Here is a 14334-nt window from a genome sequence, read left to right on the forward strand (position 1 = left end):
TCCCCATTGTTCTTAGTCTATTTTTTCAAATATTCTTCGGGTTGTCAATTTTATCTTTATGTTTGTCTATCAAAAATCATTCCCATTAAATTGTTCCTCTTCTGCAATAACTTGAAGGTCATAACCATTAATCACCATCAACTCGTATGCAGATTGCTCTGATTCCCGTTTTGCTTGATTATAAATAAATTTTGGACTACCTTCATTTTCGTCATCATAAACAATGAGCAACCCATCACTTTTATCAATAAAAAAAGTATTCTTTAGTCTAAATTGAGTTGGGTTTTCATACTTTTTGTTAGTAATGCTATTCGTATAATCTGCTTGTGACAGAATAAATTCATACAATTCTTTATTTGATTCATTCCATTTTTCTTCCTGATCAAGAAAAGGCGTAATAACAGCAAGTTTTAATTCAGGGTGTACCATTTGCAAATCTAGCGTTACCTCTGCAGCCCATAACTCTACCCCTAATTGCCCACTAATAATTACCCACTCTAGACCATCATCTAATAAGGCCAATAATTTATTTTTTATGGCTTTTTTTATGTAGACTATACCGGGATGTTTTTTATCAAACAACCCTAACTCAAATGGCTTATATCCTGTAATGGCTAATACTTTTATCACAAAGATCTCCTTATTGTTACTTTATTAAAATCAAGCAGGAACCCTTCTCCATTTGTTCCTGCTTGAAGTGTTTAATAGCCTAGCTCTCAAAATAAGGTGTTGGAGCTATTGGAGCGTTCGGTGGTACTGGAGCTGCTGTTGGTAGCATTCCAGCTGGAGGTGTTGCGCCACAATTGAAATGTTGGCTAGCCACCTCGTTTGCAAATGATTCAGTGTGTGGATAATAGTGTAAATGGTCATATTTATGGTGATTCACATTTTGTGTGTGTGTTGGGTGAATATGTGGTACGATTGTCTTTTGGTACGTATTCTGAACACAGCACTTCGTAGGATAAACAATTGGTGGTAATACATTAGGTCTAAAATGCATAATTAATAATCTCCTTTCAATTTTCATCTGTCTTTCACTAACAACTTATGAAAAAAGTGAGATACATGTACTAATGCAAACACCTATTTTTTAAAAAAACTTTTATAAAAATGCATAAAATCCTTCTTTTACTCCAGTTAATACTAAAAAGATAAGAGTAACCACAACAAAATATAAAATGAAAACTGCTTTATACACTGCTCTCTCTCCAATTTAATCAATTTATTTCTATACTCATAACAATTCTCTATTTTACAAGGTTTTACACAATTCTACAACGTTAAATAAATCAAGGACTAATTTTCATCGATTTCGACATCTAAACTGCGAAAAAACACTATTCGTGCGCTTACCCGGGGAATAATTCGATTCATTTATTTCCAGATTTTCTTCTAATGCGATTTATTCTTTTATCCAAGTCTTCTTTTTTATACCCGTTAGGATCGCTAGGTAAACTTTTCTGACTTTTGTAAATATTTTTCGCAATAAGTGCAAAATCCAAAGCTTTATCATAATCTTTTTCATGATGCTCATAAATTTTAGCTATTTCAATTGCAGCATCAGTGTGGAAATGCTCTTTATCATTATTAATAACATCAAGAAAATAGGTGAGAGCTGTTTTATGATCTTTTTTCTTTTTATAGAGATAAGCTAACTCTAATTTTGCTTTTATCGCTTCATCTGTTTCTGTGATACTTACATTCTGGTACATTGATTCGGCTACATTTACTTCTCCCAGAACGTTATACCAACGAGCAATCTCATACTTTTCCGTAGAGGTACTTTGTTTACTTTTATTAAGTAAGTGTTTTGATAAGTGAATATATAGACTAATAAGTGATAGAACATCAATCTCATTATGATGTAGAACACCCTGAATTCCCTCTGGATCCTGACTTTGCAGAAAATCAAAATAAAGCATAGGTGCCAAATACCCTGGTACATCACCCTCACGCTGTATAGAAAGTATTTCTTTTTCCACGTTTGAAAGTCGAACTGAATCTAGTTTGTTCTTCCAAAGTCTCCTTGACGGATGATATAAATCAAAATGACCAAACTCCGGTAATCTTGGTACATGTTCACGTACTAATGTATGCCTTGTTTTCACTTGTGGCCAATCAAAAGATTTTCCATTATAGGTAACAAGCGTTGTATAATCAATCTTCTCTAAGAAACTTTGGTATAGAGCGACTTCTGCGCCAGGGTTTGGTAAGAAATGTTGGATAACCTCTACACAATCATTTTTCACCACTGCTTGCCCCAATAGAAATATCGTGTTCCCTGCTCCACCGCCAAGACCCGTGGTTTCTGTATCAAAGAAAAATAACTGATCTGATTGAAACCCCCTGCTTGATAAAGGATGTTCTGTCACTGATTCGTTCCAATCAGTAACTATTGTTTCAAGTTCCTCAAAACGATAGAGTCCGTGTTTATAAGATAGGGGGTATTTTACTCTTCTAACAAAGCAATAAGATCCATCAAAATAATAGGGTTCAGCATCAAATGAGTTCCATTTTTCAAGATAGGGAATCTCTAAAGATAAGTTAATTTCACTTGAAAATGTGGCCCCTACGTTTTCTTCTCTGACGATATTTTTTTTGTGACGATTTAACTTATCTTTTAGACTCATGAAATAACTCCTTCTACTTTTGCAACTTTTACTTCTTAAATCAACTCACTTAACAAATTAATACTCGTACTTTTTGCCTTCTTCGCTTCTATTTCATTTCCTATACACGAAGGACATCCATCCTCACATGGACAGTGTTTGATTAAGCGAATGGCTGATGAAATCACTTCATCTATTCGTTTAAAGATTTCATCAGATAAACCAATTCCACCAGGGTAGCGATCATACAAATAAATAGTAGGAAGACCTGAATGAGTAGCTTTAATTTGGGGCACCACATGAACATCATTTGCATCACACATCACTAAAACTGGTACTACATGCCTTAATACATTAGAAATACCAACCAGCACTTGTTCTAAAGCCTTTGTTTCAATGCCCCCCATATGATGAATGTCGATCCAAGTGGCACTGGTATGAAGTTCTTCTTCTGGTAGATGTATAGGTCCAGAGCCAATATTTTCAAATGAACTCATTTTTATCTTCTTAAAGATCGTTGGCATGGCATTTACTGTTACATCACCATAATGAACCTCTGAGTTTACCTTTTTTATCTCTTTATCAATTTCAAGTACCTTTAAATTTACTGCCAGATTAGCATCTGTAAAATATTCTACATCAACCTGTCTCACAAAAGCTTTCTTTTCTTCCCAATCAAGCAGTTCAACCTGAAACTGAACTCCTTCGTGTAGGTAAATCGCTTCATCATGCAAAAGGGTCATTGCACTAAAACGGTCCATCTCACCTATCACTTTATGGTTTGCTGTCTCGGTTTGATCAATAATAATGACATTTTCTTGAGAAGCTGATCTTAAACTTATGTTATGTGCAGGAAACCCATCACTCATCCAATACCATTTGTTTCCGGAATGGTGTAAAACCCGCTCTTCAGTTAAAAATTCCAATATTTCTTCTATCTCCAAATCTCCAAATTGATCTCCTTCTTTAAAAGGGAGTTCGTATGCAGCACATTTAACATGATCTACTAGGATAATTAAATTATTAGGATTAATTCTCGCAGACTCTGGATTCCGATCAAAAAAGTATTCCGGATGAACCATTACATATTGATCAATTGGTGTCGAGCTAGCAACCATTAAAATTAATGCCTCATCATGCCGTCTACCTGCTCTACCCGCTTGTTGCCAAGTACTTGAAACAGATCCTGGATATCCTGTCATTATGCAAACTTGTAGTTGCCCTATATCAACACCTAATTCAAGAGCATTTGTACTAACAACACCTAAAATTTCTCCATTCCTTAAACCCTGTTCAATTTCACGACGCTGCTTTGGTAAATAACCTCCACGATAACCTCGAATCGATTTAGTGCCTAATTCTTTTTTCACAAGTTCTTGAATATGACTTAAAATAATCTCGACTCTTACTCTACTTCGAGCAAACACAATTGTTTGGATTTTGTTCTTTAAAAAGGATTTTGCAAACTCATTAACTTCCCTTGTCGCACTTTTTCTAATATTTAGTGGTTTATTAACAACAGGTGGATTGTAAAAAACAAAGTGTTTCCTACCTCTAGGTGCACCGTTATTATCAATAAGTGTAACCTCTAGACCGGTAAGTTCTTGTGCTAATTCCTTAGGATTTGCAATCGTAGCTGAAGTACAAATAAAAACAGGATTACTACCATAATAGCTACAAATTCTTTTCAAACGACGTATGACATTTGCTACATGACTTCCAAAGACGCCCCGATAAGTATGTAACTCATCAATAACGATATACTTTAGATTTTCAAAGAGAGAGACCCATTTAGTATGGTGCGGCAAAATCGCAGAGTGTAACATATCTGGATTTGTAATCACTATATGTCCTGCTTTTCGTACCACTTGACGGATATTGGGTGCGGTGTCACCATCATATGTGTAGCTTTTAATATCAAGGCCCATCATATCAATAATTTCATTAAGCTCACTTTTCTGATCCTGAGCAAGAGCCTTTGTCGGGAAGAGATAAAGTGCTCTGTTATTAGAATCCTCTGCAATTGTCTGTAATACTGGCAGGTTATAACACAATGTTTTACCCGACGCAGTAGGTGTAACAGCAACGATATTTTCTCCACGTCTAACCGCTTGAAAAGCCTCATATTGGTGTGTATATAGTTGTTTAACTCCTCTATTATGTAAAGCTGTGCTGATACGAACATCCACCTCTTCTGGCATAGGCATTGTTTTAGCTTCCTGTGGTTCTATTTCATGCCAATGTATAACATTTTCATTCTTTCTTAGTTCCTCTATCAATTCACTTAGTGTTTTTTTCTTTAACATTCGTTTCACCTCTATTATTTCCATTTTAGCGAATGTTTGTTTGGATTTCTATAGAAAGATAGTAGAATACTAGATGTATTTTTTTCCTATAATCCTAATTAATCAAAGTGTTAAATATTGTACATATTTATTTTAAAGACAAGATTCGACATTTTCTGATATGATAACTATTAACCACATTTGATTTTAGGAGTACACTATGTCTATAAACTTACGCACATATTTTATTTTAATTCTCTCAGCCTTTGTGATAATTTTCACGACAGTAATTAGCTTTGCAATAAATAAAGAATCTAGCCAGAGTTTCGAGAAACAAATTGGGCATGATTTAACGGAAAAAGCCTATCAAATGGCTAATGACCTTGATCATTTTATGTGGTCTAGATATGGTGAAATCACAATATTAAGCAATCTAAAAACGCTTGAGAATCAACAAAATCCCGAGGAAATTAATACTTTGTTAAATGAATTAAAACTAAATTTCCCTGCTTATTCTTGGATTGGTTATACAGATTCTTCAGGTAATGTAATCGCATCTACAGATAATATCTTATTAGGGGAAAATATTTCTAAGCGCCCTGTATTCAAAGATGCTCTAACGGAAACCTTTATTGGTGATGTTCACGAAGCTGTTCTATTAGCAAAACTACTACCAAACCCCACTGGAGAGGACTTAAAGTTTGTTGATATAAGCTCTCCCATTTTCAATGAAAAAAACGATTTTATCGGTGTACTTGCTTCCCATCTAAGTTGGGAATGGGCTGTAGAAGTCCAAAACACAATAATAATGCCTAATCAGAATAAAGATGAAGAGCTTGAAATGTTTATTGTGAGTAAGCATGATAATACCATTCTTCTAGGACCTAAAGATATGATCGGTCAACCACTTCAATTAGAATCAGTAAGAAAAGCTCAATCTGGTAAAAATGGTTGGTCGTTAGAGAAATGGTCAGACGAAAAAAACTACTTAACTGGCTATGCATTAGCTGATGGCCATTTAAATTACCCAGGGCTAGAATGGACTGTAATTGTGAGACAACCTGAAGAAGTCGCGTTTTTTAGTGTTAAAGAGCTAAGAAACCAAGTGATTATAATTGGTTTATTCTCAGTAGTAGTTTTCGGTTTAATTGGATGGTTTTTAGCCAGTATTATTTCTAATCCTCTTAGACAATTGGCGATATCTGCTGAAAGATTGAAAAATGGTGAAAAGACTGAGATTCCAATAAAAAGAGGTATCCATGATATTGAAACACTATCAACATCACTAAGAGATTTAATATCTGCTTTAACTAAAACAAAATCAGAATTAGGTAAAATGGAGTTAATTGCTCAGTTAGATAAGCTAACAGGTCTCCCTAACAGGTTAGCTCTAGACGAATATTTAAAAAAGCTTTCTATACATTCCGAACTAGATCATTATGCTGTATTGTACTTAGATCTTGATGGTTTCAAAAACATAAATGATATACACGGGCACCATCATGGGGATCAGCTTTTAAAGGTAGTTGCCGAAAAAATGAAAGGCTGTATTAGAAGTAACGAATTTATTTGTAGATTGGGTGGAGATGAATTCGTGGCGATTATAAAAGTTCAAAATACGGATAGCGTTGAAACGATTAACATGGTTGGGAATAGAATGATTGATTCCTTAAACCAACCTCTAAATATTGAAGGTACCTATGTGACTGTTGGCTGTAGTATTGGGGCTGCTTTATGGCCAGTTCATGACAATGAATCGTACCAAGTCCTTCGCTATGCAGATAAAGCTTTGTATATGTCTAAGGAAAAAGGAAAAAATCAAATCACTCTATTTACAAAAGAATAAGATTACATCCATTGGAAAAGCACTCATGTTGTTTGATTGTTTTTTCATATTTTTTTGAACTATGCTTATACTAATATTGGTGATTAATATGATTTGTAACTCAAGCGAGGAATTGCATGCATTAGTTTTAGAAGCGAAAACCTATACAAAGATAGGTAAAGTAGCAGATTATATTCCAGCACTAGGTAAAGCAAATCAAAATGATTTAGCTGTAGCTATTCATTACCCTAACGGGGATTGCTTATCAGCTGGGGATATTGAAAAGAAATTCACATTACAGAGTGTTTCGAAAGTAATTAGCTTGGCTCTTGTTCTAATTGAAAAAGGGTCAGAGTATGTATTTAACCGTGTTGGGATGGAGCCGACTGGAGACCCATTCAATTCAATTGTTAAATTAGAGACGATGGCTCTTGCCAAGCCATTAAACCCAATGATTAATGCAGGAGCACTTGCTGTCACGCATATGATAGAAGGCACATCTGTTGAATCTCGATTTGACCGATTATTAAGCTTTATACATGAGATGACAACTGATTCAACAATTAATTATTGTGAGGAAGTGGCACGTTCTGAATTCGAGACGGCACATTTAAACCGAGCTTTATGTTATTTTCTTAAGCAAAATCTGATTATCAATGAAGACATTGAACAACTAATGGACTTATACACAAAACAATGTTCGATTGAGATGAACTCATTGAATTTGGCCAGAATTGGAGTCGTTTTTGCAATGGATGGAATCGATCCTACAAGTGGAAAACAAATAATACCAAAAGAAATTGCACGTATTTGCAAGACATTCATGGTCACTTGTGGAATGTATAATGCTTCTGGTGAATTCGCAATAAAAATTGGAATCCCAGCAAAAAGCGGAGTCTCTGGAGGAATTATGGGTGCTGTTCCAGGTAAGTTTGGTATTGGTATATTTGGTCCATCTTTAAATAATCAAGGAAACAGCATAGCCGGAATAAAATTATTAGAATTATTATCTAAAAATTATTCCCTTAGTATGTTTTAGCAACCTCTTTTGATACATACTTGGTTAAAATTTGAACATATTAGATAAGAATCCTAAAAAAGGAGGCATCCTCTATGTCTAAACAAGGAAGACATAATTCCAACCAAACGAGAGCTGAAATCGAAAAACAGGACGAGAAAAATAGCTTAGCAACTGACCCCGAGACACAGATTGGAAATTCTCAACATCAAAGTCAGAAGAAAAGCGGGCGTCAGCGTAATAAACAATAGGTCTTAATGATTATAGATTGACCTAATAATAATACTACTTTGGGTTAAACTAATAAATGGTGTAACTCACACCTATGACAACATATGGAGGGATTCCGATTGAACACTCTTTTTCATTTAATTACATCGATTAGAGTTAGCTTAATGACAATTAACTACTCAGTTCGAAAGATAATTTTTAGTCTAAGCTGGTTATTAGGTAAACCAACTTACGTCTTACGATAAAGAGTTTTTCAGAAGAAATCTCAGATATGGTGTTGTTAAAAAAGGGATAAGCTAATGACGCTTATCCCTTTTAAAATTATTTTTCACCACTGTAGCTTATGATCAATCAAGCCTCAGTATTTCGCGTATGTCCTCATCAGTAAGTCTAGACGACTTTTGGTTATTATCGATAATTTCTTCAATCAAATCTCTTTTTTTATCTTGTAGCTCATTCATTTTTTCTTCGACAGTTCCTCTGGTTATTAATTTTATCACCTGAACAACCTTGGTTTGACCAATTCTGTGTGCACGTGCTGTCGCTTGCTCTTCGACAGCTGGATTCCACCAAATATCATAAAGGATAACCGTATCTGCTCCCGTGACATTAAGTCCAGTTCCCCCTGCCTTTAATGAAATTAAAAACAAATCACGTTCACCTGCATTAAATCGGTTACAGGTAGCCACCCTCTCGTCTGAAGGTGTTTGTCCATCTAAATAAAAAAATGGCCTTCCTTGTTTCGCCAACTCCCTACCTATTAATTCAAGCATCTTCGTAAATTGTGAAAAAATCAGGACCCTTCTACCCGATGCGTTCGATTCCTTTAAAATTTTCATGAGGCGTTCGAATTTTGCTGAACTGCCCTCATATCCATCTACAAATAAGCCTGGATGACAACATATTTGCCGCAATCTAGTTAATCCTGCTAATATTTTGATTCGATTTTTTCGAAGTGTATCTTTATCCAAGTGCTTTAATGTGTCATGTCGCAGCTTCGCTAAGTACGCAGCATATAATTTTTTCTGATCTTCTAGTAGCTCCACCGATTCTAATGCTTCTTGTCTATCAGGAAGCTCTTCAAGTACATCTTCTTTCAACCTCCGAAGTAAAAATGGCTGGATTCTTCTTGTAATTGTTTTTCTAGAAAGGTGGCTAAACTCTTTTAGTCCTTGGAATAATTCAGGAAATACGATGTGAAAAATCGACCATAGTTCCTCTAATGAATTCTCCACTGGTGTTCCTGTTAATGCAAATCGATGCTTTGCATGCAATCTTTTTACAGCTTTAGCAGTTTGCGTTACTGGATTTTTGAACATCTGTGCCTCATCAAAGAACACCGTATGAAACGACTGTTTTGCATACCATTCTACATCTTTTCGTAACAAAGGATATGATGTAATCACAACATCCATTTCTGCTATTTCTCGTTGTAAGGTGACTCTCTCTTCCTTATTTCCATCAACCACTACCGCTTGGATATCTGTAGCAAACTTAAAAAACTCACTTAACCAGTTATAAGTCAGAGATGAAGGACAAACAATGAGAGCAGGCAATTTCTTTTCACGAATCTCTTTAAGCTCCGAGACAATAAAGGCAATGCTTTGCAATGTTTTACCCAGCCCCATATCATCTGCAAGAATACCTCCAAACCCGTGATGGGCTAATGATTTCATCCACTTATAACCGTCCTGTTGGTAATTTCTTAAGATTGTTTCTAAACCTTTCGGAAGTTCAAAATTCATTGCACTTGGATTTGTAAGACTTTCTAAATATGACCGAAATGATTCTTCAAAAGTAAATATCCCTTCCTCTGCAGAGTCAAGAAGATGATACCCCTTAATAAACGGTAAATTTAGACCTTCTTCTAAATCATCTAATTGAATGGGAAGTGCAGTTAAAAATCGACTAATTTCCTCAAAATCTCTTGTCTGCAAAGATAAGAAAGAGCCATCACGTAATCGATAATACTTCCGTTTTTCCTCAACAGCCTGGAGAAGATCACGAATATCATGATCAGCTATTCCCTCCATCTCAAATTTAAATTCTAACCAATTCGTTCTCTCCTTTTTCACCTTGACTCTTATTTGCGGACGAGTATTCACTCTAAAGACTCGGTTTCTTACCGCTGTTGTAGCATATACTTGCACTAGATTACTAAGTTTAGGCACAATGTTGTACAAGAATTCATATTCGAGTTCCTCATTATGGATAAAGTACCCACCTTCTGTCGTGGAAAACAAACTCTCATCCATTAGTTCTAGAACTTCTAATTCCTTTACTTCATCTCTTATTAGTAATGTATTAATAGGTTGGTTTTCTTCCAGAGGATTAATCACTAGATTTTCATAATGGAATTCAAGACCAGCAAGAAGTCGATTTTTCACTCGATCCAAGTATAATTTTGCAATCAAAGGTGTTTTTACGGTTTGGTTTGAGATATCTTTAGAAATTTCAACCATTCCTAATCGCTTTAAACCCGGAACTACTTTTTCTAAAAAGAAACCTAATTGATTTTCTGTGATTGGTAGTCGATTTGTTCCAGCTTCATTAACCATCTGCTTTAGCTCTAATAGACGTCTGCAGTCATCCTGTTCCACCTTAAAAAACTTTCCATACGATAGAATAGTTTTGTAGGAATTTAAAACTATTAATTCATTTAATCCCCTAATATTAAGGCTAAAACCTGTTGTTTCTCTTTTTTCCAATTTAAAATGTAAAGGAAGTCGTTCATTAGAAAAGATAATATTATGAAACACATTTCCATCGTACTCTACCTTTACCGACGAGACTTTCTTTAGGAATGAACTAAGCCGTTCCCAAGAGCTTGGTGGCACAAGGAGTATTGGGGTTCTACCCTGCTCTTCATTACTATCTAACCGTGTTTCGGTATAGATTTCTTCATCCTGAACAATTTTAATTAATTGGTGAACGATTGTATCAGTTTCTCTATAAAAACAATGCAGGTTTGGGTTATAAATAAATGAATTAGAAAGGGGAATTAGCTTTCCTTCTTTAACATGCTCTAAAAATGTCCTTATATCTTTCACGTTGATTCCGTTGATATTCAGTTCTATTCCAATCATTCGATGTCCCTTGACTAAAGCTATAAGCTTGCATATAAACTCAACCTCAAGAACCTGTCGGTTTTCAAAGTGAAACTGGTGGCTGCTTGTCCGAATAGGTTGGTCATCGAAAACATTTAACCATTCATCAGCAAGATTTGAATTTAACTCATAGCCTTCTTCTATTAGTTGACTAGGATTTGTTTTGTTTTTTTGGTGTTCATATACCGACAATAGAACTGCGGCGATATGCTGACAATGCATTTTAAAGGAACCTAATTTAGGACATGTACATGTTGCGACAAAGTTCTCGTTGTCTTTCCTTTCAATCAAAACAACAAAATCTTCAATTCCTGACACCACTGCCTTACAACTATTAAGACTATATAAATCAAAAGTGACTTTATTAGACCGATAAAAAGCATCCCCTCTTTTAAAGGAGACAGAACCGCACATTTCTTTAATAACTTTTAGATTTAACCTAATGTCCAATAAGCTTTCTCCCTTCCCTTAGGGATTCAATTAAAATAATCTACATTTTACAATTTAACATATTTAGTACTTTTCTTACATTTATTTAAACTATAAAACACTTCTAATAATTTACAGTTTGAACTAAAAAAATCTCGTCCAACTAAAGCTAGGACGAGATTAAACGTTCACAGAAAACACCCTAGAAATACTTAGATTCATGTATTAGAAAAAAATAATCAAATTTACAAGATATAAATTTGCATTTGTATAAATTTCCTGTTATGATAAGTAAGAATTATTTTTGTTCGGTGTAAAGGATAGTAAGTTTTGACTTTTCGTCTTGATGATCACTTTGGGCAAGGATAGTAATACATTGTGTGATACACACTAGGAGGCAACAAAAATGGAACAAGGTACAGTAAAATGGTTTAATGCAGAAAAAGGTTTTGGATTCATCGAGCGTGAAAATGGGGACGATGTATTCGTACATTTCTCAGCTATCCAAAGTGAAGGTTTCAAGTCTTTAGACGAAGGTCAAAAAGTTACTTTTGACGTTGAGCAAGGTGCTCGTGGACCTCAAGCTTCTAACGTTCAAAAAGCATAATAATTATGCTTATCCGAAGCAGACTCTTTAAAGAGTCTGCTTTTTTTGCGTTTTAATAATAACTTGAGCGTAAAAAAAAAGCCTACTCATCTTTGAGTAGGCTCAATTTTAGTCATTTTTAGTTAATTCTTCTTCAAAATAGAATGTAGAAGGATGTTCATTAACTGTATAAGAATATTTTTTCATATTGTTAACATATTGCCATTTATTGATTGTGACCAATTCGTTTGTTAATTGAATTTTCACAGATTCTCCACTTTGATACTTATTTTTATTCTTCAATAATAAATCCACCTTTTATTTTATATTATACCACATATTGAAACATTGTGTTTATAAATATTGAGGTTCATTCCTTTATTACAAATCGTCACGTATATCTAGATAGATATTTCCTCCCCCATCTTTTTAATTTTTTTAAAACCCTATTCAAAATCTTTCTAACTCAGGTTCGTACTAATATTTTTTAACCATTCAATCATTTTAATGCAAGGTTATTAGGTAGAAACGAAATAATATCTTCTACCAACTTTTTTCTTGCTTCGTCCATAGAAAGTTCGATTACCTTTTTTGCACGAGGTGTATAGTGAATGAATAACCCAATTCACGATCAACTTAAAGTAAGTTTTACAAAATCTCACAATGACAACTTTATTTATGTAGGTTTATAATAGAAAAATAAAAAAAGATGATTTGAAAGTAGGAACCAAATGTGAACATATATTTGTCGTTTAAAAAACAGCTATTCTATAACTACTTATTAGGTTCATTTATCGCTATATGTGGTGTAGGTGGCGTTTTTATTTTTTTAACCCTCGATCTCTCCAAAATGGAAAAAGGTTATATGGCCATGGTTTTACTATCTTCTCTTCTCATTATGTTACCTATTGAGTATCTAAAATTTACCCGTGATTTAAGACCTATATCCGATATTTTTCACAATGAAAACCATAGTATTTCCACCATTCAAACAGTTTTCAATTATATTCACAGATACCCAATCATCACTTTCAAACGAATAATGGGTCCACATTTATTAGGCTTATCCATACCGGCTTCGATCATGTGTTATATTTTTATAAAAATTGAACTATTAATTATTCCATTTCAATATATTTTTCTGGCTATGATTGGTGCAATTTTAGTTGCGGGAATGCATGGTATTATAGAGTTGTTTCTTACAATAAAAGCTATTCAGCCCCTATTGAAATACTTAGAGGAATATTCTATCAAGAAATTTAACCATGGCATTTCATTAGAAGGTCAAATGGTATTATCAATAAAAAAGAAGTTTCAACTTAGTTTTCTATATATAACTGCATTCCCTATCCTTTTATTTAGTTTAGCAACCCAAGTAAGATTAAATGTTATTTCTTTAAGTGGTGTTCACTATTGGAACTGGGCAAACTTTATTATTATTCTTGCACTAACGTTTGCTTTTTTTGGAGCCAAGCTGTTATATTCTGATCTAAACCAACCAATTACCCAACTTCAGAATTCGATGAAAAAAGTACAAGAGGGAAATCTCTCTAAAACAGACGATATCTATTCAGATGAATTCTCTGGATTAGTAAATGGTTTTAATCACATGGTCGATGCTATAAAACTTCGTGATTTAAAAAATCAGCAAATGTTTGAAAGCTTTCTCGAAAGTCTCTCAACTGCGCTCGATGCTAGAGACCCTTATACTGCTGGGCACTCGGTTCGGGTTGCTGGTTATTCATTTGAGATTGGTAAACGTGCTGGATTAAGTAATGAAGAATTGTCTTTACTAAAGAAATCTGCCCTTATCCATGATATTGGTAAAATTGGAGTTTCTGATAGTATCTTGTTAAAAGATGGGAAATTAGATGATATTGAATTTGCTGCGATTCAAAAGCATCCAGAAATAGGAGCGAAGATATTGACACAAGTCCAAGAATTTTCTGAACTAGACCCATTGATTGAAGGTGTGTTATATCATCATGAACGATTTGATGGCAAAGGGTACCCTAGAGGCTTAAAGGGATTGGATATCCCCTTATATGGACGTATAATAGCTGTTGCTGATGCCTATGATGCTATGACTTCTGATCGCCCTTATCGAAAAGGGATGGATAAAGAAAAGGCACTCCATATTATTAGTAATGGAAGTGGTACTCAATGGGATGCTGAGCTGGCACAATTATTTATAGAATTTATGGCCGTTGGTAGTGATAAGGCAGAAAGTGTATAATATAGACG

At 34.5% G+C, this 14334-nt stretch carries 11 protein-coding genes; 5 read left to right on the plus strand and 6 right to left on the minus strand.

Going from position 1 to position 14334, the window contains the following annotated elements:
* Positions 1-69 precede the first annotated feature (69 nt).
* The 4 genes from BLQ56_RS09350 to BLQ56_RS09365 form a co-directional block, all read right to left on the minus strand.
* Positions 70-627, minus strand: coding sequence for an SLOG family protein (locus BLQ56_RS09350; protein ID WP_090852985.1), 558 nt, complete (start codon positions 625-627; stop codon positions 70-72).
* A gap of 82 nt (positions 628-709) precedes the next feature.
* On the minus strand, positions 710-1000 hold the full coding sequence (locus tag BLQ56_RS09355; protein WP_090852732.1) for a spore coat protein: 291 nt from the start codon (positions 998-1000) through the stop codon (positions 710-712).
* Between the two features lie 370 nt (positions 1001-1370).
* Positions 1371-2630 (minus strand): ribonuclease H-like domain-containing protein, encoded by a 1260-nt coding sequence (locus BLQ56_RS09360; RefSeq protein ID WP_090852735.1) that lies wholly within the window; start codon positions 2628-2630, stop codon positions 1371-1373.
* A 35-nt stretch (positions 2631-2665) separates the two neighbouring features.
* A complete protein-coding gene (locus BLQ56_RS09365) occupies positions 2666-4915 on the minus strand; it encodes a DEAD/DEAH box helicase (RefSeq protein WP_090852738.1) in 2250 nt (749 codons plus the stop codon).
* A gap of 199 nt (positions 4916-5114) precedes the next feature.
* Here BLQ56_RS09365 and BLQ56_RS09370 point away from each other — a divergent pair, with 199 nt between their 5' ends.
* From BLQ56_RS09370 to BLQ56_RS23460, 3 genes are all read left to right on the plus strand, one after another.
* On the plus strand, positions 5115-6740 hold the full coding sequence (locus BLQ56_RS09370) for a sensor domain-containing diguanylate cyclase (RefSeq protein WP_090852741.1): 1626 nt from the start codon (positions 5115-5117) through the stop codon (positions 6738-6740).
* 88 nt (positions 6741-6828) lie between these two features.
* The gene (glsA, locus tag BLQ56_RS09375; protein ID WP_090852750.1) at positions 6829-7758 is read left to right on the plus strand and encodes a glutaminase A; all 930 of its coding nucleotides are present in this window, start codon (positions 6829-6831) and stop codon (positions 7756-7758) included.
* 74 nt (positions 7759-7832) lie between these two features.
* Positions 7833-7988 carry a hypothetical protein gene (locus BLQ56_RS23460; protein WP_175490248.1) on the plus strand — a complete coding sequence of 52 codons (156 nt, stop codon included), beginning with the start codon at positions 7833-7835 and terminating at the stop codon, positions 7986-7988.
* A 327-nt stretch (positions 7989-8315) separates the two neighbouring features.
* Here the strand turns inward: BLQ56_RS23460 and BLQ56_RS09380 are convergent, their stop codons facing one another.
* The gene (locus BLQ56_RS09380) at positions 8316-11525 is read right to left on the minus strand and encodes a DEAD/DEAH box helicase (RefSeq protein ID WP_090852753.1); all 3210 of its coding nucleotides are present in this window, start codon (positions 11523-11525) and stop codon (positions 8316-8318) included.
* Between the two features lie 385 nt (positions 11526-11910).
* Here BLQ56_RS09380 and BLQ56_RS09385 point away from each other — a divergent pair, with 385 nt between their 5' ends.
* A complete protein-coding gene (locus tag BLQ56_RS09385) occupies positions 11911-12111 on the plus strand; it encodes a cold-shock protein (protein ID WP_090852756.1) in 201 nt (66 codons plus the stop codon).
* Positions 12112-12219: 108 nt separating this feature from the next.
* Here the strand turns inward: BLQ56_RS09385 and BLQ56_RS23465 are convergent, their stop codons facing one another.
* Positions 12220-12393, minus strand: coding sequence for a hypothetical protein (locus BLQ56_RS23465; RefSeq protein WP_175490249.1), 174 nt, complete (start codon positions 12391-12393; stop codon positions 12220-12222).
* 430 nt (positions 12394-12823) lie between these two features.
* Here BLQ56_RS23465 and BLQ56_RS09390 point away from each other — a divergent pair, with 430 nt between their 5' ends.
* Positions 12824-14326 carry an HD-GYP domain-containing protein gene (locus BLQ56_RS09390; protein ID WP_090852758.1) on the plus strand — a complete coding sequence of 501 codons (1503 nt, stop codon included), beginning with the start codon at positions 12824-12826 and terminating at the stop codon, positions 14324-14326.
* Positions 14327-14334 lie beyond the last annotated feature (8 nt).

It is taken from the genome of Litchfieldia salsa (genome assembly GCF_900104555.1).
Lineage (GTDB): Bacteria > Bacillota > Bacilli > Bacillales > Bacillaceae_L > Litchfieldia > Litchfieldia salsa.